We start from the raw sequence: 26235 nt of genomic DNA, 5'->3' as shown, positions 1-26235 counted from the left end.
ATCATAGATTATGCAATACAATATTATAGTTTTAGGTAGTGGTCCTGGTGGTTATGTTACTGCAATTAGAGCCTCTCAATTAGGTTTTAAAGTAGCCGTTATTGAAAAAGAAAACTTAGGTGGAATTTGCTTGAACTGGGGTTGTATCCCAACAAAAGCATTATTAAAATCTGCTCAAGTATTTGATTATTTAAAACATGCTTCAGACTACGGACTAAAAGTAGATAACGTAGATAAAGATTTTTCTGCAGTAGTAAAACGTTCAAGAGATGTTGCTGACGGAATGAGCAAAGGTGTTCAATTCTTAATGAAAAAGAATAAAATTGATGTTATTGACGGTTTTGGAAAAGTATTACCTGGAAAAAAAGTTGCTGTAACAGCTGCTGATGGAAAAGTAACTGAATATTCTGCTGACAATATTATTATTGCAACTGGTGCACGTTCTCGTGAATTACCTAATTTACCACAAGATGGTAAAAAAGTAATTGGATATAGACAAGCAATGACTTTACCAGAACAACCAAAATCGATGATTGTAGTGGGTTCTGGAGCAATTGGTGTTGAATTTGCGCATTTTTATAATTCAATGGGAACTGATGTGACCATTGTTGAATTTATGCCAAATGTTGTACCCGTTGAAGATGAAGATATTTCTAAACAATTTGAGCGTTCGTTAAAGAAAGCTGGAATTAAAATAATGACAAACTCTTCTGTAGAAAGAATTGATACTTCTGGAAATGGAGTAAAAGCTTTCGTAAAAACTTCAAAAGGAGAAGAAGTTTTAGAAGCTGATATTTTACTTTCTGCTGTAGGTATCAAAACTAATATTGAAAACATTGGTTTAGAAGAAGTAGGAATCGCTACTGATAGAGATAAAATTTTAGTTAACGATTTTTATCAAACTAATATTCCTGGATATTTTGCAATTGGAGATGTTACTCCAGGTCAAGCTTTAGCCCACGTTGCTTCTGCAGAAGGAATCTTATTAGTTGAAAAATTAGCTGGTTTACATGTTGAGCCATTAGATTATGGTAATATTCCTGGTTGTACTTATGCAACTCCAGAAATTGCTTCTGTTGGTATGACTGAAAAACAAGCAAAAGAAAAAGGATACGAATTGAAAGTTGGTAAATTTCCTTTTTCAGCATCAGGAAAAGCAAAAGCAGCTGGAACACCAGACGGATTTGTAAAAGTTATTTTTGATGCAAAATACGGAGAATGGTTAGGATGCCACATGATTGGTGCTGGAGTTACAGATATGATTGCAGAAGCAGTTGTAGCACGTAAACTAGAAACAACAGGTCATGAAATATTAAAAGCAGTTCATCCACACCCTACGATGAGTGAGGCTGTAATGGAAGCGGTTGCTGATGCTTATGGTGAAGTTATTCACTTATAAGAATTAAAATAAAAAAATCCGACTTTTAAACGAGTCGGATTTTTTTATTTATTTTAGAGTTTTCCAAAATACATTGCTTTTACAATTCCGTCTGAAAGTCCAATCTTAGGAACATACATTTGTCTTGCTCCACTCCATTTCATTGCATTTAAATAAATACGAGTTGCAGGTATAATTACATCAGCCCTATCTGGGTTTAAACCCAATTCTGTAATTCTTTGTTCATAAGTCATTGTACTCAATTTTTGAAACTGAGCATTTAAATAAACATATGATAAAGGTTTTGATTGGTGTTTTTCTGATAACTTAAATAATTTATTAATATTTCCGCCTGAACCTATAATTGTAATTTCATCATAAGGTGCTACTGCATTTTTAATCCACTTTTCTATTTCAACCCAAACAATTTCAGAAACCATATTATTTAATAATCGTACAGTTCCATTTTTAAATGATTTTGAAGTAACAATTTTACCTTCACTAAAGATTGAAAATTCAGTACTTCCACCACCAACATCTACATATAAATATGTTTTATCTGAATTGATAAATTGTTTTAAGTCGGAACTTGAAATAATTGCTGCTTCTTTTCGTCCATCAATAATATCAATTTTAATATCTGTTTTCTTTTTAATTAAAGCAACAATATCTGTTCCGTTATAAGCTTCTCTCATTGCAGAAGTAGCACATGCTTTGTATTTTTCTACTTTATGTACTTTCATTAATAAACTAAAAGCCTTCATTGCATCAACCATTCGCTGGATATTCTCATCTGAAATTTCACCAACCGTAAATGCATCTTGTCCCAAACGAATAGGCACACGAACTAATGAACTTTTATTAAATTGTGTAGGTTGTCCTTTTTGCTCAACAATATTGGTTACCAATAAACGCATAGCATTGGAACCTATATCAATTGCTGCATATTTTTTTAATGTAATCATTTAAAATACATAAATTATTTAATTACTATGAGACTATAATTACACCTTTTCAGTAATAACTTCAAGTTTATTTCTATAATAATTATACATTTCTAATTGAGCTCTAAATGGCTTTTCATCACCATTTCTTCGATAATCATTTTTTAAGTTTTCTGAATGTATTCTGGCTTTAACATTTGCATTCCAACTTATATTGAATATTTCAATTAACTCCTTTTTTATATCTTCATCATAAATTGGACAGGTCACTTCTACACGTCCGTCTAAGTTACGAGTCATAAAATCAGCAGATGAAATAAAAACATCAGGATTTCCATCATTGCCAAAAATATATACACGAGAATGTTCTAAATAATTATCTACAATACTTATTGCTTCAATGTTTTCACTCATTCCTTTTACCCCAGGAATAATACAACAAATACCTCTAATTACTAATTGAATTTTAACCCCTGCATTACTAGCTTCGTATAATCTATCAATTAATTTAAAATCAGACAAACTGTTCATCTTTAATTTAATGAAAGCTACTTTACCCGATTTAGCATTTTGAATCTCTCTTTCAATTAATTTATTAAATTTCACTCTTGTATAATGTGGAGAAACAAAGAGATGTTTATATCTAAAAATTTTATAATTAATTTCGAAAAATTCAAAAACCTTAGCGGTATCTTTTAATATCTCTTGATTAGCAGTAAAAAGAGTTACATCAGTATAAATTTTGGCAGAATTTTCATTAAAATTACCTGTAGAAATAAATCCGTATCGTTTTACTTTGCTTTCTTCAACACGTTCAATTACACATATTTTACTGTGAACTTTTAATCCTTTTACACCGAAAATCAATTCAATTCCTTCAGTTTGCATTTGCTCTGAATAAGAAATATTACTAGCTTCATCAAAACGTGCTTGTAATTCAATTTGTACAGTTACTTTTTTTCCGTTTTTAGCTGCATTAATAAGTGAACTTACAATTTGTGAATTTTTTGCTAAACGATACAAAGTAATTTTTATAGTTACAACATTTGGATCAATAGCTGCTTCTCTTAAAAATTTAATTAAATAAGAAAAAGATTGATAAGGTGTTGAAAGTAAATAATCTTTCTTTTTTATTTTTTCTAATAAACTTCCGTCTAAATCAAAACCTGGTACAGGTAACGGTAAATTCTTTTTATACAATAAATCATATCTTCCAAGATTTGGAAAATTCATATAATCCCTTCTGTTATGATAACGTCCGCCTGGAATAATACTGTCTGAACTGTTAATATGCATTCTGTGTAAGAAAAATCCAAGAGTGTCTTTATCAATTGCCTGATCGTAAACAAAACGAACTGGTTCTCCTACTCTACGCTCTTTAACACTATCTGATATTTTTTCAATAAAACTTTTACTTAAATCACTATCAAACTCTAATTGAGCATCTCTAGTAATTTTAATCATATGTGCAGAAATACTCGTATAATTAAAAACATTAAAAATAGAATGTAAATTTAATCGAATTACATCGTCTAATAAAATGATATGTTGTTGTTCGTTATTAGAAGGTAGAACAACAAATCTATTTATAGAATTAGGAATTTCAACTACTGCATATCTTACTTCATTCATTTTTCCAAATGAATTTACTTTTAATTTAATTGCTAAATAACCTGAAGTGTCTTTTAATAATGGAAATGTGTCTAGATCATTTAACATAATGGTAACTAAAGCTGGACTAACTGTTTGAGTAAAATAATCTTTTATAAAAATTTCTTGCTCTTTAGTTATCTCTTTTTCATTTATGATATAAATGTTTTCTTTTTCTAACTTTTGCTCAATTTCTCCAAGAATTCTTAAACTTTCTGACTGATGCTCAATTACTATTTCGGTAATTTCTTTTAAAAGTTTTTCAGCTGTAATACCGCCTAATACTTTTTCTGTATCTACATTTTCAAAATTCATCCTACGAATTGCAGCATATCTTACTCTAAAAAATTCATCGAGATTATTTGAAAAAATCCCTAAAAAACGAAGTCTATCTAGAAGTGGAACTGAAGAATCTCCAGCTTCTTGCAAAACTCTTGCATTAAAAGTAAGCCAACTTTTCTCTCTATCAATGTACTTATTCGGATTTGTATTGTTCATGTTTGTAATGACTTGGAAAAACAGATTTAATAATTTTTCCTTTTTTTAATTTAGTCCAATCATCTATATCAAATTGCATAGAAACCACTCCAGATGTTGGAACATTATTTATAAAAAGGTCTCCAAATTTATTAACAAATTTTGTAATAGCTTCATTATGTCCAAAAAGAATTAGATTATCGTACATATTTTCACATTTTTTTATGATTTCCTCCAAATTTATCTCATCAAAAGTGTAAAGTTCCTCTTTAATTATGATGTTTTCGTAGTTAATTAATAAATTTTGAGAAAAAATCATTGCGGTTTCTCTAGCTCTTTTTGCATTACTACTCCAAATAACAAATGATTTTGGTAACAAATCTTGAATTTTTGTGGCAATAAAATGAGCATTATGAATTCCTCTTTTTGATAATGGTCTATCAATATCATTTAAAGGCAACTCCCAACTTGATTTAGAATGGCGAACAATAATTAAGTTTTTCATAAAAAATATATTAATTACTATAAAGAAAGTTATTTTTTTTTACATATAATGTTAAATTTTAACACTTTTATTGTTGTTTCATAGATTTTCAAGTACCATTCATCGATATAGGTATAAATACTTGTACATAACTTATACAGTTTTAGTAATTTAGCTAAATAAAATGTAAATAATCCCAAAAGTAAAAACCTAATTTACTTTAATTGAATTCTAAACTCAGTAACTCTTAATTAATTTAACAGTACCGTTTTTTACCCCAAAAATCAAAAAAACCTTCTAAAATCTGAATCCCCAGTTTACCGTTAACTATTTACTCATTTTGATGTGTTAACCAAAAAAAGCATTGATATGAAAAAAGTAATACATTTTAAATTTTCAATAGTAAGCATACTATTGTTTATAGTTATAGGAACACAGGTATCATATACACAGAATGTGATTAATATAAACAAATGCGATTCTAAAGACTCAAATAGAATTGCTGTTCTTGATGCTATTAATAGTCAAGATATTACAATGCTAAACAATTCAATGAATTCTTCGCATAATTTTAATTTCATTGCTGAAATTGAATTATCCAATATAAGTATTTTAAATAGAATTAGCAATAGTAATACAAACAACATAAGATTTTTAATTATCAAAATCAATGAAGATATAGTGTCGTTAAATCTAGCTCCACTAAATCAATTCAATTCATTAGAGATAATTCATTTCATCGTTGAAAAACAAATAGATGAAAATACTTTAGAAGATATATTTAATAATTCCAATAATAATTGGGTAATAACATATCAAATTGAAATTCCTCAATAAAAAATCTGCTTTATTATGAAAAAAAATACTTTTGACCACAGAATAAAAGCTATACATTTTAATTTTTTATTAATAATAACATTATTATGTGCTTTAAATAGTAATGGACAAGTTAGGGTTAATTTTAACCCAAGAACTCCTGTTACTAGTCCCGGTACCACTATTCATCATGTTAAAGGGGATTTTTCATTGATTGGAAATACTAACTTAACCCTAAGCTCTTACGGAAACAGCACTAATAATAGTAACAACACAATGCAATATGTTGATGTTGATACTGATAATACAACTTTCAATTCATCTTCAGCTACATTAACTTATTCAAATGAAAATGGTGCAAATCCAAATTGTACTAATGTTGTATTTGCAGGATTGTATTGGACAGGAAGGTCATCTAATGGTTCAAGTAGTCCAGATATTTTTGATGTAACTAAAAACTCTATCACTAAAACTTTTAACAAGAGAAAGGTTTCTTTAAAAGGTCCAAATTCATCAAGTTATACAACTATAACTGCTGGACAAAATGATATATACTACCCAACAAATTCAGATGGTTTTATGTATTCAGCATACGCAGATATAACAACATACGTAAAAGCAAATGGACTAGGAGAATACACCGTTGCCGATATAGCATTGATTGAGGGAAATGGTGGAGGAACTGGGTATTATGGAGGTTGGGGAATTATTGTTATTTATGAGAATTCTAAAATGAAATGGAGAGACATAACTGTTTTTGACGGTCATGCATATGTTCAAGGAAATACAACTATTAATCATCAAATTCCTATTTCTGGTTTTAATGCTGTTCAAACCGGACAAGTAAATGTTAAATTAGGGTTAATGGCAGGTGAAGGTGATGTAGGTATTAGTGGAGATTATTTTAACATATTAAAATCTAGCACTAATACATGGGAGCCTTTAACACATAATGGAAATACAACTACAAACTTTTTTAATTCATCCATTCAAACAGGAGGTAATTTTAGAAATCCAAACTTACAAAATAACACAGGATTAGATATTTCAATGTTCGATATTCCAAATACTGGAAATACTATAATTGCAAACAATCAAACTTCTACAACTCTTAGATACGGATCAACTCAAGATACGTACGTGATTTTTTTAGCAGCTTTAGCTGTTGACGCATATATACCAGATGCTGAAGGAGTTATGTCTCTAATCACTATTAATGGACAACCCGCAAATGGTGGTTTAACTGCTTTACCTGGAGAAGAATTAGAATATTCTATTAAAATTTTAAATGAAGGTACTGAGCCAGTAGCAAACACTAAGATTAAAATAGAAATTCCATATCCAACAAGTTTTGTTAGTGGTTCAGAGAGCGGAACAATTAATTTTATACCTCTTCCAACTCCTAATAATTTGATTTTTAATCCTTCAATGGGAAGTAACGGAACATTAGTATGGGATATTGGTACTTTACCAGTTCCAAATAGCCCTACTGATATACTTGGTGAATTAAAATTTAAAATAAAAGTAACTGAAGATTGTTTTATTTTAAGTAATCCAAATTGTACCCCGAACATTCCTCTATATGGATATATAAGTGGTATGGGGGCAATTACTGGTATCATTTTTAATGAAAAACCATTTATACAGGGTTACCAAACAACAGGAACTTGTTTAGGAGATCCTATTACTGATCCGATAATTGTCAGTATTAATTCTGGAAGTTATATTAATCAAAATTGTCAAAACACAAATACAACTTTAGCTTTTACTTTTTGTAATACAAATTCTCCAATTCCTGTAACAGATATTTCTACTAACTACCCAAATGGAACTAAGTTTTATAATGAATTTCCAATTACAAATAATTCAATTGAATATAATTCATCAAATCCTTTTCCTTCAACATTAGGAACAACTACATATTATGCAGTACCTCCTAATACAAATAATTGTTTTCATACTTTTACAATCACAATTATTGTAAGCCCAACTGTATCAATTCCATCTATAGCAAATATAAATGGGTGTAATACTAGTGCTATTTCACCATTAGTGTATTCTGAAACACCAGTTTCAATTACATTACAAGATTTTTTAAATGCTGGCGGAACAGTTTCAAATTCAAACCTAACCTATACAATTACATACCAAGATAGTCAGTCTGGAAGCTGTCCAATAACTGTTAATAGAAAATATAATATTGTAACGAGTTGTTCTGATGTCGAATTAATTCAAACTTTTACGATTCAAGATACTACAGACCCAATCATTTCTGTGCAAGCGCAAGACTTAACAGTACAATGTGATGGTAATGGAAACATTTCAGATTTAAACAACTGGTTGGCTGCAAACGGTGGTGCTTCAGCTTCAGATGTTTGTTCTTCTGTGACTTGGAGCAATGACTTCTCAGCGGTGTCTGATGGTTGTGGGGCTTCTGGTTCGGTTACTGTTACTTTCACAGCTACCGATGATTGTGGTAACGATACAACTACTTCAGCAACATTTACGATTCAAGATACTACAGACCCAATCATTTCTGTGCAAGCGCAAGACTTAACAGTACAATGTGATGGTAATGGAAACATTTCAGTTTTAAACAACTGGTTGGCTGCAAACGGTGGTGCTTCAGCTTCAGATGTTTGTTCTTCTGTGACTTGGTCTAATGACTTCTCAGCGGTGTCTGATGGTTGTGGAGCTTCTGGTTCGGTTACTGTTACTTTCACAGCTACCGATGATTGTGGTAACGATACAACTACTTCAGCTACTTTTACGATTCAAGATACTACAGACCCAATCATTTCTGTGCAAGCGCAAGACTTAACAGTACAATGTGATGGTAATGGAAACATTTCTGATTTAAACAACTGGTTGGCTGCAAACGGTGGTGCTTCAGCTTCAGATGTTTGTTCTTCTGTGACTTGGTCTAATGACTTCTCAGCGGTGTCTGATGGTTGTGGAGCTTCTGGTTCGGTTACTGTTACTTTCACAGCTACCGATGATTGTGGTAACGATACAACTACTTCAGCTACTTTTACGATTCAAGATACTACAGATCCAATCATTTCTGTGCAAGCTCAAGACTTAACAGTACAATGTGATGGTAATGGAAACATTTCTGATTTAAATAACTGGTTAGCTGCAAACGGTGGTGCTTCAGCTTCAGATGTTTGTTCGTCTGTGACTTGGTCAAATGACTTCTCAGCGGTGTCTGATGGTTGTGGGGCTTCTGGTTCGGTTACTGTTACTTTCACAGCTACCGATGATTGTGGTAACGATACAACTACTTCAGCTACTTTTACGATTCAAGATACTACAGATCCAATCATTTCTGTGCAAGCGCAAGACTTAACAGTACAATGTGATGGTAATGGAAACATTTCTGATTTAAATAACTGGTTGGCTGCAAACGGTGGTGCTTCGGCTTCAGATGTTTGTTCGTCTGTAACTTGGTCAAATGACTTCTCTAGTGTTTCTGATGGTTGTGGAGCTTCTGGTTCGGTTACTGTTACTTTCACAGCTACCGATGATTGTGGTAACGATACAACTACTTCAGCTACTTTTACGATTCAAGATACTACAGATCCAATCATTTCTGTGCAAGCTCAAGACTTAACAGTACAATGTGATGGTAATGGAAACATTTCTGATTTAAATAACTGGTTGGCTGCAAACGGTGGTGCTTCAGCTTCGGATGTTTGTTCTTCTGTTACTTGGTCTAATGACTTCTCAGCGGTGTCTGATGGTTGTGGGGCTTCTGGTTCGGTTACTGTTACTTTCACAGCTACCGATGATTGTGGTAACGATACAACTACTTCAGCTACTTTTACGATTCAAGATACTACAGACCCAATCATTTCTGTGCAAGCGGCTGACTTAACGGTGCAATGTGATGGAAATGGAAACATTTCTGATTTAAATAACTGGTTGGCTGCAAACGGTGGTGCTTCAGCTTCGGATGTTTGTTCTTCTGTTACTTGGTCTAATGACTTCTCAGCGGTGTCTGATGGTTGTGGGGCTTCTGGTTCGGTTACTGTTACTTTCACAGCTACCGATGATTGTGGTAACGATACAACTACTTCTGCTACTTTTACGATTCAAGATACTACAGACCCAATCATTTCTGTGCAAGCGCAAGACTTGACAGTACAATGTGATGGTAATGGAAACATTTCTGATTTAAACAACTGGTTGGCTGCAAACGGTGGTGCTTCAGCTTCAGATGTTTGTTCTTCTGTGACTTGGTCTAATGACTTCTCAGCGGTGTCTGATGGTTGTGGGGCAACTGGAACTGTTACTGTTACTTTCACAGCTACCGATGATTGTGGTAACGATACAACTACTTCAGCTACTTTTACTATTCAAGATACTACAGACCCAATCATTTCTGTGCAAGCGCAAGACTTAACAGTACAATGTGATGGTAATGGAAACATTTCTGATTTAAACAACTGGTTGGCTGCAAACGGTGGTGCTTCAGCTTCAGATGTTTGTTCTTCTGTGACTTGGTCTAATGACTTCTCAGCGGTGTCTGATGGTTGTGGGGCTTCTGGTTCGGTTACTGTTACTTTCACAGCTACCGATGATTGTGGTAACGATATAACTACTTCAGCTACTTTTACGATTCAAGATACTACAGACCCAATCATTTCTGTGCAAGCGCAAGATTTGACAGTACAATGTGATGGTAATGGAAACATTTCAGTTTTAAACAACTGGTTGGCTGCAAACGGTGGTGCTTCAGCTTCAGATGTTTGTTCTTCTGTGACTTGGTCTAATGACTTCTCAGCGGTGTCTGATGGTTGTGGGGCTTCTGGTTCGGTTACTGTTACTTTCACAGCTACCGATGATTGTGGTAACGATACAACTACTTCAGCTACTTTTACGATTCAAGATACTACAGACCCAATCATTTCTGTGCAAGCGCAAGACTTAACAGTACAATGTGATGGTAATGGAAACATTTCTGATTTAAACAACTGGTTGGCTGCAAACGGTGGTGCTTCAGCTTCAGATGTTTGTTCTTCTGTGACTTGGTCTAATGACTTCTCAGCGGTGTCTGATGGTTGTGGGGCAACTGGAACTGTTACTGTTACTTTCACAGCTACCGATGATTGTGGTAACGATATAACTACTTCAGCTACTTTTACTATTCAAGATACTACAGACCCAATCATTTCTGTGCAAGCGCAAGACTTGACAGTACAATGTGATGGTAATGGAAACATTTCTGATTTAAACAACTGGTTGGCTGCAAACGGTGGTGCTTCAGCTTCAGATGTTTGTTCTTCTGTGACTTGGTCTAATGACTTCTCAGCGGTGTCTGATGGTTGTGGGGCTTCTGGTTCGGTTACTGTTACTTTCACAGCTACCGATGATTGTGGTAACGATATAACTACTTCAGCTACTTTTACGATTCAAGATACTACAGACCCAATCATTTCTGTGCAAGCGCAAGATTTAACAGTACAATGTGATGGTAATGGAAACATTTCTGATTTAAACAACTGGTTAAACTCAAACGGTGGTGCTTCAGCTTCGGATGTTTGTTCTTCTGTTACTTGGTCTAATGACTTCTCAGCGGTGTCTGATGGTTGTGGGGCTTCTGGTTCGGTTACTGTTACTTTCACAGCTACCGATGATTGTGGTAACGATACAACTACTTCTGCTACTTTTACGATTCAAGATACTACAGACCCAATCATTTCTGTGCAAGCGCAAGACTTGACAGTGCAATGTGATGGTAATGGAAACATTTCTGATTTAAACAACTGGTTGGCTGCAAACGGTGGTGCTTCGGCTTCAGATGTTTGTTCTTCTGTGACTTGGAGCAATGACTTCTCAGCGGTGTCTGATGGCTGTGGGGCTTCTGGTTCGGTTACTATTACTTTCACAGCTACCGATGATTGTGGTAACGATACAACTACTTCTGCTACTTTTACGATTCAAGATACTACAGACCCAATCATTTCTGTGCAAGCGCAAGACTTGACAGTACAATGTGATGGTAATGGAAACATTTCTGATTTAAACAACTGGTTGGCTGCAAACGGTGGTGCTTCAGCTTCAGATGTTTGTTCTTCTGTGACTTGGTCTAATGACTTCTCAGCGGTGTCTGATGGTTGTGGGGCAACTGGAACTGTTACTGTTACTTTCACAGCTACCGATGATTGTGGTAACGATACAACTACTTCAGCTACTTTTACTATTCAAGATACTACAGACCCAATCATTTCTGTGCAAGCGCAAGACTTAACAGTACAATGTGATGGTAATGGAAACATTTCTGATTTAAACAACTGGTTGGCTGCAAACGGTGGTGCTTCAGCTTCAGATGTTTGTTCTTCTGTGACTTGGTCTAATGACTTCTCAGCGGTGTCTGATGGTTGTGGGGCTTCTGGTTCGGTTACTGTTACTTTCACAGCTACCGATGATTGTGGTAACGATATAACTACTTCAGCTACTTTTACGATTCAAGATACTACAGACCCAATCATTTCTGTGCAAGCGCAAGATTTGACAGTACAATGTGATGGTAATGGAAACATTTCTGATTTAAACAACTGGTTGGCTGCAAACGGTGGTGCTTCAGCTTCAGATGTTTGTTCTTCTGTGACTTGGTCTAATGACTTCTCAGCGGTGTCTGATGGTTGTGGGGCTTCTGGTTCGGTTACTGTTACTTTCACAGCTACCGATGATTGTGGTAACGATACAACTACTTCAGCAACATTTACGATTCAAGATACTACAGACCCAATTTTTACATCAGAATTACCAAACGATATTTCAGTATCCTGTGATGATATTCCAAGCCCTGCAGAAATTGAAGCCAGTGATAATTGTGATTCAGATGTTGATATAGCAGTTAATGATCTAATAACTTTTAGTGAAGGAAATTGTACAGGAAATTATTCAATTTCTAGAACATGGATAATAACTGATGATTGCGGAAACAGTAATAGTTATACTCAAACAATTACAGTATATGACTCTACTCCTCCTACATTATTAACTCCAATTGATGAAGAATTAAATGTAAATTGTTCAAATCTTCCTGATATTCCTAATTTAGAATTCACAGATAATTGTTCAGGTGTTTCTGATGTAGTTTATTCAGAAGTTACGACAACAATATCTATTTATGAGTATATAATAGTTAGAGAATGGTATGTAAGTGACAATTGCGGTAATTTTGATACATTTACACAAACAATAAATGTAACAGTTGATGATCCTTTTGATGCAATTCCGTTTGGAATTTGTACTAAAGAAGAACCTATTAATTTATTTACTATATTGGGTAGCTCAATTCCTACAAATGGAGAATGGATAGATTTAAGTGAAACTGGAGGTTTAAATGAAAATATTTTTAACCCGTTAAATATTCCTGTTGGATATTATACACTACAGTATATTGTTTCCACTGAAAATAATGACTGCCCAATGATATTTGAAGTGTATTTGAATATTAATGAAGATTGTATAGTTTTACCAGCTTGTGATATAACTATATATAATGCAGTTTCACCTAATAACGACGGATTAAATGATTTCTTCTTTATAGATGGAATAGATTGTTATCCTAATAATACGGTTGAAATATATAACAAGTGGGGTATTTTAATATATGAAACTAAAGGTTATGATAATAACATAAATGCATTTAGAGGACAATCAGAAGGTAGGTCAACATTAAATAAAAATGAAGGTGTGCCAGATGGAACTTACTATTATATATTAAAATATGTTGATGAAGAAAACAAAACTCATGATAAGGCTGGATATTTATATGTTAGTAAATAAATGCTATTCAATTAAACTTATTAATTAAAAAACATTAGCACATGAAAACAAAAATCATATTAATAGCTATACTTTTATCGCAAGCATTGTGCTTCTCTCAACAAGATTCACAATACACACAATATATGTATAACACGGTAAATGTAAATCCAGCTTATGCAGGATCAAGAGAAACATTAAGTGTTTTCTTATTACACAGAAATCAATGGGTTGGATTAGATGGTGCACCGGTAACAAATAATGTATCATTAAACACACCAATAGGTGATTCTAATTTCGGACTTGGGTTTTCGATAATTAACGACAAAATTGGTCCAACTACAGAGAATCAAATTTCAGCAGATTTAGCTTATTTTATACAAATTTCTGAGAATTATAAATTATCGTTAGGAATGAAAGGAACTGCTAATTTGTTTAATCTAGATGTAAATAAATTAAATATTTATGATCAAAACGATCCTCAATTTCAAAATTTAAATGGTGATTTTACACCAAATGTTGGTGCCGGTGTTTACTTATTTTCTGAAAACACTTATTTTGGAGTATCTGTACCTAACCTTTTTGAAACAAAACATTTTGATGATAATGAAGTAGCAATTACAAGAGAAAAAATGCATTATTATATTATTGGTGGACATGTATTTGATATAAGCCCTAGTTTAAAATTTAAACCTGCATTTTTAACTAAAATTGTAGAAGGAGCTCCTTTACAAGCTGATATTACTGCAAACTTTTTAATCAATGATAAGCTAACACTTGGGGCTGCTTATAGATGGAGTGCAGCAATAAGTGGATTAATAGGATTTCAAATATCTGAATCATGGTTTATAGGATATGGATACGACATGGAAACTACAAAGTTGTCTAATTATAACTCTGGTTCCCATGAAATATTTTTAAGATATGAGTTATTTAATAATAGTAGAATTTCTTCACCTAGATTCTTTTAAATCAAAAAATTATGAAAGCAATTTACTCTATAATATTGATTGGTTTAGTTTCTGCAACATTTGCACAAACATCAAAACTTAATTCAGCAGATAAAAAATATGCAAAATATTCATATATAGATGCGATAGAAATCTATGAAAAAGTAGCAGAAAAAGGACATAAATCAGCTGATTTATTTATGAAACTAGGTAATTCCTATTATTTTAATGGAGAATTAGACAAAGCAGCCAAATGGTACAAAGAATTATTTGCATTAAATGAAACTGTTGATCCTGAATATTATTTTAGATATGCGCAATCTTTAAAGTCTATAGAAGATTATGAAAATGCTAATAAATATTTAGCGCTATTCAACAAAAACACAACGGATTCAAGAGGAAAGGAATTTGCAAACAATAAAGATTATCTATCTGATATTGAGTTGAACTCTGGTAAATATACAATTGAAAAAACAGATATAAATTCGGAATATATGGACTATGGAGCTTCCTATTTTGGAAACCAAATAGTATTTACTTCTTCAAGAACAGATGGTGCTATTTATAGCAAAGTTCATGATTGGACAAATCAAAATTTCACTGATTTATATATTGCTCCTTTAGACGAAGATAATAAAATAGGTACTCCTGTAAATTTTTCAAAAACAATTAATACAAAATTAAACGAATCATCACCCGTTTTTACTAAAGATGGAAAAACCATGTATTTTACAAGAAATAATTATTTAAATAAAAAAGGAAAATCAGATGATAAAACAACATGGATTAAAATATATAAGGCAACTTTTTCAAATAACGAATGGGGAAATATAAAAGAACTACCATTTAATAACGATAATTATAGTGTAGGCCACCCTAGTATAAGCGCTGATGAAAAAACTTTATACTTTTCATCAGATATGCCTGGTGGATATGGAAGTGCTGATATTTATAAAGTAAGCATTAATGGGAATGATACTTATGGCATTCCCGAAAATTTAGGCCCTATAATTAATACTGAAGGAAGAGAAACTTTTCCTTTTATTTCACATGATAATATTTTATATTTTGCTTCAAATGGACATTTAGGATTAGGTGGGTTAGATGTCTTTGAATCTAAGTTAGTAAATAATCAATTTACTAAACCTAAAAATTTAGCAAAGCCAATTAATAGTTCTAAAGATGATTTTAGTTTTATTGTTAATGATAAAAACACAGGTTTTTTATCTTCAAATAGAGATGGAGGTGCAGGCTATGATGATATTTACGCATTCAATGTGTGTAATCAAAAAGTTACTGGTATAATCACAGATTTAGATACTAAAGAAATATTACCTAACTCTAAAGTAATCTTATTTGATGAAGACATGAATCAATTACAAGAAACTAATTCAGATGCTAATGCAGTATATTCATTTAATATTGATTGTAATAAAAAATATTATATAAGAGCTTCAAAAGAAGAATATGAAACAAGAGAAAAATCATTTCCTCCTCAAAAACAAACAGGAATTACAAAACTAGACATTGAATTAGAGCGAAATATATTTCCTATAGAAGAAGGTACTGATTTAGCTAAAATATTTAAAATTAGCATCATTTATTTTGATTTAGACAAATGGAATATTCGCTCTGATGCTGCAAAAGATTTACAAAAAATAGTTGAAGTAATGAAAGAATATCCAAATATGGAAGTTGCTATACGTTCTCATACAGACAGTAGACAAACTCATAAATATAACGAACTATTATCTGACAGAAGAGCGAAATCTACTTTAGAATATATGGTAAAGAATGGGATTGACAGAAAACTATTGACCGCTAAAGGATTTGGTGAAACAGAATTAGTTAATAATTGTTCAGATGGAGTTGAATGTTCAGAAGCTGAACATCAACAAAACAGAAGAAGTGAGTTTATTGTTGTAAAAATGAACTAAGAATCCTCTACTCTTATTCATTATTATGCCTCTATTCTTTAATAGAGGCATAATTTTTATACTATCCCAACCAACCTTCTCTATCTAAACTTCTATATTGTATAGCCTCTGCAATGTGATGTGAAACAACTTTTTCACATGCTTCTAAATCTGCAATAGTACGAGCTACTTTTAAAATTCTATCATACGCTCTTGCTGATAAATTTAATCGCTCCATAGCAGTTTTTAATAATTGTAGTGAACCTTCATCAAGTTCACAAAACTCACGAATTTGCTTTGAACCCATTTGAGCATTATAGTGAATATTTTCAAACGACTCAAAACGAATTGATTGTAGTTGTCTCGCTTTTGAAACACGCTCTCTAATTTCTAAACTACTTTCAGCTTTACGTGTTTCTGTCAATTTTTCAAAAGGAACCGGAGTTACTTCAATGTGAATATCAATTCTATCTAATAACGGACCAGAAATTTTACTTAAATAGCGTTGCATTTCCATAGGAGAGCTTGAAACCGGAGCGTTTGGGTCGTTAAAATATCCACCTGGACTCGGATTCATACTAGCTACTAACATAAATGAAGATGGATATGTAATCGTAAATTTTGCCCTAGCAATAGTAACTTCTCTATCTTCTAAAGGTTGACGCATTACTTCTAAGACTTCTCGTTTAAACTCTGGTAATTCATCTAAAAACAAAACACCATTATGAGCTAGAGAAATTTCGCCTGGTTGCGGATAGCTTCCTCCTCCAACTAATGAGACACTTGAAGCCGTGTGATGTGGACTTCTAAACGGTCGTTGTGCCATTAAACCAACTTCTTTAGTTTTCCCAGCAACCGAATGAATTTTGGTTGTTTCCAATGCTTCTTTCATCGTCATTGGTGGCAAAATACTTGGTAGTCTTTTTGCTAACATCGTTTTTCCAGAACCAGGTGGACCTATTAAAATAATATTATGCCCTCCAGCCGCAGCAATTTCCATACAACGCTTAATAGATTCCTGACCCTTAACGTCACTGAAATCAAACTCAGGAAATTCTAATGTTTTGTTGAACTCTTCTGAAGAATCAATTATGGTTGGCTCTAGGTTTCCTCTACCTTCAAAAAAATCAATTACTTGTAAAACGTTTTCAATTCCGTATACATCAATACCTTCAACAATTGCAGCCTCTTTTACATTTTGAATAGGTAACATTATTCCTTTAAATCCTTCCTCTTTTGCTTTAATAGCAATAGATAAAGCGCCTTTGATGGGTTGTAAACTTCCGTCTAAGGACAATTCGCCCATTATAACATAATTAGCGACATCTTCCGCTTTTATTTGTCCAGAAGCCACAAGAATTCCAATTGCTAAAGTTAAATCATAAGCAGAACCTTCCTTACGTAAATCGGCAGGAGCCATATTTATGGTAATTTTTTTTCCGGGAAGATTATAATTGTTGTTTTTAAGAGCTGCAGCGATACGATAACTGCTTTCTTTAATTGCGGAATCTGGTAATCCTACCAAGTGGTAGCCTATTCCTTTATCGATATTTACTTCTACAGTAATAGTTGTGGCTTCAACACCGAAAACGGCGCTTCCAAATACTTTTATTAACATGGCATGTACTTTTTAAAATGGCTTATATAGATACAAATATAGAAAAGTTTTTGAAATAAAAAACCCCGATTGCTCGGGATTTAATTTATTTTTTGAATTTTGAAATACCTTCTTTTAACCAAGTTTTATACTCTTCAACATCTGGAGTGTAACCAATAGGCTTACTTATATCTTTTCCTTCATCATCTAAAATGATATAATAAGGCTGTGCGTTATTTTTATAACGTGTTATTTGATAATCACTCCATTTATTTCCAATAGTTTCTATCTCTTTACCTGTTTCTGGAGATACATATTGTTCAGCTTTTGGTAATTCTTCTTTAGAATCAACATATAATGAAATCAAAACAAATTCACCTTTCAATATTGGCAAAATTTCTGTAGTAGACCAAACGAAATCTTCCATTTTTCTACAGTTTACACAAGCATATCCAGTGAAGTCTAATAAAATTGGTTTTCCAACTTCTTTCGCGTAAGCCAACCCTTTTTCATAATCATGAAAAGCTATAATTCCATGTGGTCCTTTGTGAGCATGTTCTGGTAAAGTTGAAACTGCCCCAACATTTCCTTCAAACTTATAACCTACTCCATTTGGACTTTCGCTATACGTCATTGGTGGTGGAAATCCTGAAATTAATTTTAAAGGTGCTCCCCAAAGTCCAGGAATTAGATATAATGTAAACATAGAAACTAAAATGGCCATGTACAATCTTCCAACTGATAGATGTGAAATTGGACTATCGTGCGGCAACATTAATTTTCCGAATAAATATAAAGCCCAAGCACCAAAAATTACAATCCAGATGATTAAGAATAACTCTCTTTCTAAATAATGTCCTTGAACTACTAAATCAGCGTTTGACAAAAATTTAAATGCTAAAGCTAATTCTAAGAAACCTAAAGATACTTTTACTGTGTTTAACCAACCACCCGATTTTGGTAATGAATTCATCCATCCTGGAAACATTGCAAATAGCATAAATGGTAAAGCCAATGCTAATGAAAATCCAACCATACCTACAATTGGAGCTAAACCACCTTTTGAAGCTGCTTCTACTAATAATGTTCCAACAATTGGCCCAGTACATGAGAAAGAAACAATTGCTAAAGCTAAAGCCATGAATAAGATTCCAACAAATCCACCCCTATCAGCTTGTTTATCAACTTTATTTGCCCATGAATTAGGTAAAACAATTTCAAAAGCACCTAAGAATGATGTTGCAAAAAACACTAATAGCCCAAAGAAAATTACATTAAACCAAACGTTTGTTGACAATGCATTTAAAGCATCAGCACCAAATGCCCATGTTACTATAGTTCCCAATAAAACATAAATTAATATGATTGAAATGCCATATAAAATAGCGTTTCTCTTTCCTTCAGCTTTAGTTTTACTTTGTTTTGTAAAGAAACTTACTGTCATCGGAATCATAGGAAATACACAAGGTGTTAGCAATGCAGCAAATCCTCCAAGGAAAGCTAAAAAGAAAATAGTCCATAATCCCTTTTTCTCTTCTTCTTTTGGTTCGTTATCTATAATTACTTTTGCTGTTTTATTGTCAACCTTTTCAACTTCAATATCTGTAGTCATTAAAGCTGAATCAACATCTGTCGAAGCTACTTCTGTTGAGATAATTTCTTCTTTTTGTCCGTCTTTTATTACTTCTTCAACTTTTTCAACAACTTTAATTGCTGGTAATTTGAATGTTAAATTATCATCTTCTTGAATACATTTTCCTTCAATACAAACTTGTCCGGCTAATGTTACCTTTATTTCTTTTAATTTGGGATTTATAACTTTTATTAATTGCACGAAATGCGCTTTATCTGAAAAGAAATATTCATCAATTTCAAATATGTCATTATATACTTTTTTATAAGCTCCTTCTTTGGTTTTTCCAACTAATGTAAAATTATTTTTAGCATTTTTAAATTCAAATTCTAATTGTTGTGGTCCTCCATCTGGAGTAAACTGTGAATATAAATGCCAATCTTTATCGATAACAGCATCCATTACTAATTCAAATTCAGTATCAGATTTTTGTACAACTTTAGTTGACCATTTTATTGGATCTAAAATTTGGGCACTTCCTAAAAAGGAACAAAAAAGGGCAAAAAGGACGATTATTTTTTTCATTCTGTAATTTCTATCTTTAAAATATTGTGTGTTGTTTTATTTGCTAAAAATCGTTGGTCGGCACGTTTGCCAATTACCCAAACAATCGAATTATTTGAAGCTAAAATCCATTGTTTTTCTTTATCTATCAACGAATATTTTTCGTCTTTAAAATACTTACTTAACTTCTTTTTCCCTTCCATTCCTGATGGTTGAAAAGAATCTCCTTCTTGTTTTTTTCTAATAACTAAAGGAAACTGAATCTTATCTTCGTCTACAAATATAATATTGTTAGTTGTATTAGATATGTAATCTACCTTACAAAGTGAAATATTTAAGGGAACTTTAAGAGTTTTTTCATTTTTATTAAGAAAATATTCTTGAATTACTTCTTCTACTTTAGGAAAAACAAGCAACCTTTCTCTATCTTTTAAAACAACGTGAGTTTCTGAAAATACTTGTTTGCCAGATTGTGCATGTACTAAATCATAAATATCTACCCAAGAAGTGAAATCATACTTTTTTAACCATTGGTACAAATAACCTTTATAATTTCTATATTCTAATAACTTCGGCAAATCAATTTCAATAACACCTTTATTTGTGACAATTACTTTTTTATAAACCTCATTTGAAACTTCATTGAGTAAGTCATTTGATTGAGATAAATGACGTAAAGTATTTTGAAAAGAATTTAAAAAACTTGGATTTAACGCTTTAAGAATAGGAATAACATCGTGACGCATTTTATTGCGTAAATACTTATTGGATGAATTACTAGAATCTTCACGCCAAAGAATATTTTTGTCTTGAGCAAAACTTTCTATTTCTTCTCTTGAAAAAGGTAATAACGGACGAATAATATTGTCATTTTGAGAAGGAATTCCGATTAAACCTTCTAAACCAGTTCCACGAGTAAAATTAATTAAAAAAGTTTCTACTTGATCGTCTAAATGATGAGCTGTAAGTATATAATCGTAATTTTCTTTTACTAAAACTTCATTAAACCATTCATAACGCAACTTTCGAGCTGCCAACTGAATTGAAAGTTTATTATCTATAGCATATCTCTCTGTTTGAAATGAAATACTGTAAAATGGAATCTTGTTGTCTAGAGCAAATTCTTTTACAAAATTTTCATCTTCTTCGCTCTCATTTCCACGTAATTGAAAGTTACAATGTGCAATTGCAATTTGAAAGTTTAATCGATGTAATAAATGTACTAAAACCATACTATCAATTCCTCCACTTATCGCCAAAAGTAATCGCTTTCCTCTTAATTGAGGAAAGTTTGAATTGATATGATTTTGTAATATTTCTAACATCTATAAATTATTTCAAAACTTCAAACATCGCTTTTGCTTTCAACAAACATTCTTCGTATTCCATTTCTGGATTGGATAAAGAAGTTATAGCACTACCTACTGAAAAAGATAAATATTGATTACTTTCATTATATAAAATACTGCGAATCACAACATTAAAGTCGAAATCACCATTTGGTGTAAAATAACCAACTGCACCACTGTACAATCCTCTTTTTGTTTCTTCTAATTCTTCAATAATTTTCATTGCAGAAATTTTTGGTGCACCTGTCATGCTTCCCATTGGAAAAGTCGTTTTAATAATTTCAATAGGTGAAATTGTAAAATCTACTTCAGAAACGACTGTAGAAATCATTTGATGTACTTGTTTAAAAGTATACAAACCACAAAGTTCTTCAACATTTACACTTCCTTTTGTAGCAGTATGAGATAAATCATTTCGAACTAAATCAACAATCATTATATTCTCTGAGCGTTCTTTTTCATTTAAACTCAATTCATTTTTAAGCTGAATATCTCTAACTATGTCTAAACTTCGTTTTGCAGTTCCTTTTATAGGTTGTGTAATGACTTTTGTTTCTTCTTTACGCAAATAACGTTCTGGCGAAGCCGAAAGCAAATATTGTTTATCATTTTTAAAATAAACTGCAAATGGAGGCTCTGAAATTTCGTTTAATTTTTTATATGTTTCTAAAGGATCAATTAAAGAATCGTAAGCGAAAAATTCCATACAAAAATTGGCTTCATATATATCTCCACGATTAATATAGTCTAACATTTTAGAAACTTTCTTTAAATAATTATCTTTAGAAATACGCTGCTGAATATTTAGAGATTCTGGAGAATTTAAAATTGAAAATTGAACATTAATAATTTCTTCAAAATCAAATTCTACTTCATTAGCAACCATATTTAGATATTGAATTTCTAATTGATTTCCTTTCAACAAAAAAAGTCTTTTAGGTTGAAAAAAATAAAGATCAGGAAAATCAAGTCCATCGCTATTATTTGATTTTAAATCTTCAGTATCGTTTTTTAAATCGTAGGATAAATAACCAAACAACCAATCTTTTGTTCTTGATTGATATTCAAATAAATCTTGAAAAGAATTAGTATAATCAGTTTTTATAGATGTAAAAGCATCTAAAGCTACAATAACATCATAACTTGAATATTCTTGTTGATAATTATTTGAATCTAAAAAAATAACTTCTCTAAATTGGTTTGACCAATGAAGTAATTTAGATTTGAAATCTTTTGGGTTACTTATATGTTTAAAAATAGATGTTCTCAAGTATACTTATTTGATTCTCAAAAATACAACAAAAAGCCCGTTATTAAAACGGGCTTATTAAAAATATATAAACTAAATTTTATACGTGTAATGCTCTATTATCAGTAGCTGCTAAAGCTGCTTCTTTAATAGCTTCTGCAAATGTTGGATGTGCGTGACTCATTCTTGAAATATCTTCAGCACTAGCTCTAAATTCCATAGCTACAACAGCTTCTGCAATTAAATCGGCACAACGAGCACCAATCATATGTACTCCTAAAACTTCATCTGTTTTAGCATCTGCTAATATTTTTACAAAACCATCAATATCTCCACCAGCTCTTGCTCTACCTAAGGCTTTGAAAGGAAAACTTCCAGCTTTATAAGCAACACCAGCTTCTTTTAATTGTTCTTCTGTTTGACCAACTGCAGCAACTTCTGGCCATGTATATACAACACCAGGAATTAAATTATAATCAATATGAGGTTTTTGTCCCGCTAAAATTTCAGCGACCATTGTTCCTTCTTCTTCTGCCTTATGTGCTAACATTGCTCCTCGAACAACATCTCCTATTGCATAAATATTTGGAATATTAGTTTGTAAATGATCATTTACTTCAACCATTCCTCTATCAGTAATTTTTACACCAGCTTTTTCTGCGTTTAATCCATCCGTATAAGGACGACGACCTACAGATACTAGAGCATAATCTCCTTCTAAAGAAACAATTTGTCCTTTCTTATCTTCAGCTTGAACAGTTACAACTTTTCCTTTTCTTTCAACAGACTGTACTTTATGTGAAACATAGAACTTCATTCCTTGCTTCTTTAATACTTTCGTTAATTCTTTAGATAAAGAACTGTCCATTCCTGGAACAATTCTATCCATATATTCTACTACCGAAACTTGCGCTCCTAGACGTAAATAAACTTGACCTAACTCAATACCAATAACTCCACCTCCAATAATTACTAAATGTTTAGGAACTTCTGGTAATTTTAATGCTTCAGTAGAGGTAATGATTCTTTCTTTATCTAATTTTATAAATGGCAAATTAGATGGTTTTGAACCTGTTGCAATAATGATGTTTTTAGATTCAATAATTTCTGAAGAACCGTCATTTTTAGTTACTTTTACCGAAGTTGCACTTTCAAACGAACCAACTCCTTCAAAAACAGTAATTTTGTTTTTATCCATTAAGTATTTAACTCCACCTGAAGTTTGGTCAACTACTGCTTGTTTACGAGCAATCATTTTTTCAAGATTTACTTTTACTTTCCCAGAAACTTCAATACCATGATCAGCAAAATGTTGCAATTCTTCATAATGATGAGAAGAAGATAATAAAGCTTTTGAGGGTATACAACCTACATTAAGACAAGTTCCACCAAGAGTTGAATATTTTTCAATAATAGCAGTTTTGAATCCTAATTGGGCGCAACGAATTGCCGAAACATATCCACCAGGACCAGAACCTATAATAGTAACATCAAATTGACTCATAATATATATTTTGTGTGTTTATTTTCCAGATGCAAAAATAAGGTTTTTTGTTTAAACGAATTAGTAATTTTTAGTAAAAAAGTATTTCAAATTAACTTAACTTAAATGCAGTCGTGTTTTTTACCTCTCCAATCATAAAAGTACTATGCGTACTCCCAATATCTTTAATCGTTGTCAATTTAGTAACCATAAATTCGCGATAGGCTTCCATATCTTCAACAAAGATTTTTAAAATATAATCATAATCCCCACTAACATGAAAACATTCTAAAACTTCATCTAATTTCAAAATTTGTTTCTCAAAATGCTTAATTAAATCAATATTGTGCTGAGTAAGTTTAACGTGACAAAAAACAACAAAATTTTTACTTACCTTTGATTTATCTAACAAGGCAATGTAATTCTTAATTACACCTTCACGTTCTAATTTCTTAATTCTTTCATAGATAGCTGTAACAGAAAGGTTTAACTTATCCGAAAGTTCTTTTGTTGTTTTTTTTGTATCTTTTTGAAGCATTTCCAAAAGTTTCCTGTCAATTGCATCTAATTTCATATTGATATTTTTTTTATTGGAGTACAAAAATACAAAATTTAATAGATAATAAATCTACATATTTAAACCATTTTAGTTTTAAAAACTACATTTTAATCAAATGCTTGATTTTTATATTAACATTGTAGATATTTGATGTATTATAAATTTCAAACAAGCAACTTATTATGAGTAAATTCAATCCAGCTGACAATATTCAAGACTTACAATATTTTGGTGAATTTGGAGGAGTAAATCCTTCTATTTCTGATTCATCTACTTACACATTCCTTTCTGCAAAAACAATGTTCGATACTTTCGAAGGAAATGCAGAAGGTTGTTATTTATATTCTCGTCACTCTTCACCTAGTAATTTATATTTAGATAGAGCTCTTGCTGCAATGGAAGGAACAGAAACTGCAAATGTTGCAGCATCTGGAATGGGTGCTATTACCCCTACTTTATTACAATTGTGTGGAAACGGAGATCATATTGTTTCAAGTAGAACAATCTATGGTGGAACATATGCCTTTTTAAAGAACTTTGCACCTCGAATGGGGATTCAAACTACTTTTGTAGACATCACTAAATTAGATGTTGTTGAAGCCGCAATAACACCTAACACAAAAGTTTTATACTGTGAAACTGTAAGTAACCCATTATTAGAAGTAGCTGATTTAGCTAACCTTTCTAAAATCGCTAAAAAGCATAACCTTAAATTAGTTGTTGACAATACTTTTTCACCATTATCTGTTTCGCCAATCAAATTAGGAGCAGATATTGTAATTCACTCTTTAACAAAATACATCAATGGAAGTAGCGATACTGTTGGAGGTGTAGTTTGTGCTTCTCAAGAATTTATTAACGATTTAAAAAATGTAAATTCAGGTGCAAGCATGCTATTAGGACCAACAATGGACAGTATGCGTTCGGCTTCAGTAATGAAAAACTTAAGAACATTACACCTACGTGTTAAGCAACACAGTTATAACGCGGCTTATTTAGCAGAAAAATTTGAGAAAGATGGTTTAAAAACTGTTTACCCAGGATTAAAAAGTCACCCAAGTCATGAAATATATTCTAAAATGATTAATCCAGAATACGGTTTTGGAGGAATGATGACAATTGACGCTGGTTCATTAGAAAAAGCAAATGCTTTAATGGAATTAATGCAAGAACGTAATTTAGGATATTTAGCAGTAAGTTTAGGTTTCTATAAAACATTGTTTAGTGCACCTGGAACTTCTACTTCATCTGAAATCCCTATGGAAGAGCAGGCTGAAATGGGCCTAACAGATGGATTAATCCGCTTCTCAATTGGATTAGATAATGACATTGAAAGAACTTATCAAATGATGAAACAATGTATGAAAGAATTGAATGTTCTTTAAACATAAAAGTTACCAATAAAGTCCGTTTAAGAAATTCTTAAGCGGATTTTTTTTTTTATATTGCGTCTTCAAAAAAAAATAA

15 protein-coding genes are annotated in these 26235 nt (G+C 32.0%); 6 read left to right on the top strand and 9 right to left on the bottom strand.

Features of this window, described 5'->3' with window-relative positions; genetic code table 11:
* The first annotated feature begins 10 nt into the window (after positions 1-10).
* Positions 11-1399, top strand: coding sequence for a dihydrolipoyl dehydrogenase (gene lpdA / locus ACQ65T_RS08435; RefSeq protein WP_430400641.1), 1389 nt, complete (start codon positions 11-13; stop codon positions 1397-1399).
* Between the two features lie 53 nt (positions 1400-1452).
* On the opposite strand, the gene ACQ65T_RS08430 is transcribed toward lpdA (ACQ65T_RS08435), so the two are convergent.
* Genes ACQ65T_RS08430 through ACQ65T_RS08420 form a run of 3 tightly spaced genes read right to left on the bottom strand, consistent with a single transcriptional unit; the run spans position 1453 to position 4954 of the window.
* Complete coding sequence (locus tag ACQ65T_RS08430) at positions 1453-2343, bottom strand: Ppx/GppA phosphatase family protein (RefSeq protein ID WP_430400640.1); 891 nt, start codon at positions 2341-2343, stop codon at positions 1453-1455.
* A gap of 39 nt (positions 2344-2382) precedes the next feature.
* A complete protein-coding gene (ppk1, locus tag ACQ65T_RS08425; RefSeq protein ID WP_430400639.1) occupies positions 2383-4470 on the bottom strand; it encodes a polyphosphate kinase 1 in 2088 nt (695 codons plus the stop codon).
* On the bottom strand, positions 4448-4954 hold the full coding sequence (locus tag ACQ65T_RS08420) for a SixA phosphatase family protein (protein ID WP_430400638.1): 507 nt from the start codon (positions 4952-4954) through the stop codon (positions 4448-4450). The genes ppk1 and ACQ65T_RS08420 overlap by 23 nt, the downstream gene beginning before the upstream one ends.
* A gap of 348 nt (positions 4955-5302) precedes the next feature.
* Between ACQ65T_RS08420 and ACQ65T_RS08415 the strand changes: the two genes are divergently transcribed.
* From ACQ65T_RS08415 to ACQ65T_RS08400, 4 genes are read left to right on the top strand one after another with little or no spacing between them, the layout of a single operon-like run.
* On the top strand, positions 5303-5770 hold the full coding sequence (locus tag ACQ65T_RS08415; protein WP_430400637.1) for a hypothetical protein: 468 nt from the start codon (positions 5303-5305) through the stop codon (positions 5768-5770).
* 15 nt (positions 5771-5785) lie between these two features.
* The gene (locus ACQ65T_RS08410) at positions 5786-13549 is read left to right on the top strand and encodes a gliding motility-associated C-terminal domain-containing protein (RefSeq protein ID WP_430400636.1); all 7764 of its coding nucleotides are present in this window, start codon (positions 5786-5788) and stop codon (positions 13547-13549) included.
* Between the two features lie 41 nt (positions 13550-13590).
* Positions 13591-14499 (top strand): PorP/SprF family type IX secretion system membrane protein, encoded by a 909-nt coding sequence (locus tag ACQ65T_RS08405; RefSeq protein WP_430400635.1) that lies wholly within the window; start codon positions 13591-13593, stop codon positions 14497-14499.
* Positions 14500-14510: 11 nt separating this feature from the next.
* A complete protein-coding gene (locus ACQ65T_RS08400) occupies positions 14511-16415 on the top strand; it encodes an OmpA family protein (protein ID WP_430400634.1) in 1905 nt (634 codons plus the stop codon).
* A gap of 61 nt (positions 16416-16476) precedes the next feature.
* On the opposite strand, the gene ACQ65T_RS08395 is transcribed toward ACQ65T_RS08400, so the two are convergent.
* From ACQ65T_RS08395 to ACQ65T_RS08370, 6 genes are all read right to left on the bottom strand, one after another.
* A complete protein-coding gene (locus tag ACQ65T_RS08395) occupies positions 16477-18012 on the bottom strand; it encodes a YifB family Mg chelatase-like AAA ATPase (protein ID WP_430400633.1) in 1536 nt (511 codons plus the stop codon).
* 85 nt (positions 18013-18097) lie between these two features.
* On the bottom strand, positions 18098-20149 hold the full coding sequence (locus ACQ65T_RS08390; protein ID WP_430400632.1) for a protein-disulfide reductase DsbD family protein: 2052 nt from the start codon (positions 20147-20149) through the stop codon (positions 18098-18100).
* Positions 20146-21453: a tRNA lysidine(34) synthetase TilS gene (gene tilS / locus ACQ65T_RS08385; protein ID WP_430400631.1), complete on the bottom strand. Its 1308-nt coding sequence runs from the start codon at positions 21451-21453 to the stop codon at positions 20146-20148. Before tilS ends, ACQ65T_RS08390 begins: the two co-directional genes overlap by 4 nt.
* 7 nt (positions 21454-21460) lie before the next feature.
* Positions 21461-22747: an anthranilate synthase component I family protein gene (locus tag ACQ65T_RS08380; RefSeq protein ID WP_430400630.1), complete on the bottom strand. Its 1287-nt coding sequence runs from the start codon at positions 22745-22747 to the stop codon at positions 21461-21463.
* 79 nt (positions 22748-22826) lie between these two features.
* Positions 22827-24230, bottom strand: a complete 1404-nt coding sequence (gene lpdA, locus ACQ65T_RS08375; RefSeq protein ID WP_430400629.1) for a dihydrolipoyl dehydrogenase — start codon at positions 24228-24230, stop codon at positions 22827-22829.
* A gap of 91 nt (positions 24231-24321) precedes the next feature.
* The gene (locus ACQ65T_RS08370) at positions 24322-24783 is read right to left on the bottom strand and encodes an Lrp/AsnC family transcriptional regulator (RefSeq protein WP_430400628.1); all 462 of its coding nucleotides are present in this window, start codon (positions 24781-24783) and stop codon (positions 24322-24324) included.
* Positions 24784-24950: 167 nt separating this feature from the next.
* Between ACQ65T_RS08370 and ACQ65T_RS08365 the strand changes: the two genes are divergently transcribed.
* A complete protein-coding gene (locus ACQ65T_RS08365; RefSeq protein WP_430400627.1) occupies positions 24951-26153 on the top strand; it encodes an aminotransferase class I/II-fold pyridoxal phosphate-dependent enzyme in 1203 nt (400 codons plus the stop codon).
* Positions 26154-26235 lie beyond the last annotated feature (82 nt).

The organism is Flavobacterium sp. (assembly GCF_965284515.1).
GTDB lineage: Bacteria > Bacteroidota > Bacteroidia > Flavobacteriales > Flavobacteriaceae > Flavobacterium.
Note: the sequence above shows the minus strand (reverse complement) of the source record. Positions and strands in the feature narration are given on the sequence as shown.

Excerpts from the sequence above, each read along its gene's own strand:
- ACQ65T_RS08430 (WP_430400640.1), bottom strand. The coding sequence starts at position 2,343 with ATGATTACATTAAAAAAATATGCAGCAATTGATATAGGTTCCAATGCT.
- ACQ65T_RS08410 (WP_430400636.1), top strand. The coding sequence starts at position 5,786 with ATGAAAAAAAATACTTTTGACCACAGAATAAAAGCTATACATTTTAAT.
- ACQ65T_RS08400 (WP_430400634.1), top strand. The coding sequence starts at position 14,511 with ATGAAAGCAATTTACTCTATAATATTGATTGGTTTAGTTTCTGCAACA.
- lpdA (WP_430400641.1), top strand. The coding sequence starts at position 11 with ATGCAATACAATATTATAGTTTTAGGTAGTGGTCCTGGTGGTTATGTT.
- ACQ65T_RS08420 (WP_430400638.1), bottom strand. The coding sequence starts at position 4,954 with ATGAAAAACTTAATTATTGTTCGCCATTCTAAATCAAGTTGGGAGTTG.
- lpdA (WP_430400629.1), bottom strand. The coding sequence starts at position 24,230 with ATGAGTCAATTTGATGTTACTATTATAGGTTCTGGTCCTGGTGGATAT.
- ppk1 (WP_430400639.1), bottom strand. The coding sequence starts at position 4,470 with ATGAACAATACAAATCCGAATAAGTACATTGATAGAGAGAAAAGTTGG.
- ACQ65T_RS08395 (WP_430400633.1), bottom strand. The coding sequence starts at position 18,012 with ATGTTAATAAAAGTATTTGGAAGCGCCGTTTTCGGTGTTGAAGCCACA.
- ACQ65T_RS08370 (WP_430400628.1), bottom strand. The coding sequence starts at position 24,783 with ATGAAATTAGATGCAATTGACAGGAAACTTTTGGAAATGCTTCAAAAA.
- ACQ65T_RS08365 (WP_430400627.1), top strand. The coding sequence starts at position 24,951 with ATGAGTAAATTCAATCCAGCTGACAATATTCAAGACTTACAATATTTT.
- ACQ65T_RS08390 (WP_430400632.1), bottom strand. The coding sequence starts at position 20,149 with ATGAAAAAAATAATCGTCCTTTTTGCCCTTTTTTGTTCCTTTTTAGGA.
- tilS (WP_430400631.1), bottom strand. The coding sequence starts at position 21,453 with ATGTTAGAAATATTACAAAATCATATCAATTCAAACTTTCCTCAATTA.
- ACQ65T_RS08405 (WP_430400635.1), top strand. The coding sequence starts at position 13,591 with ATGAAAACAAAAATCATATTAATAGCTATACTTTTATCGCAAGCATTG.
- ACQ65T_RS08415 (WP_430400637.1), top strand. The coding sequence starts at position 5,303 with ATGAAAAAAGTAATACATTTTAAATTTTCAATAGTAAGCATACTATTG.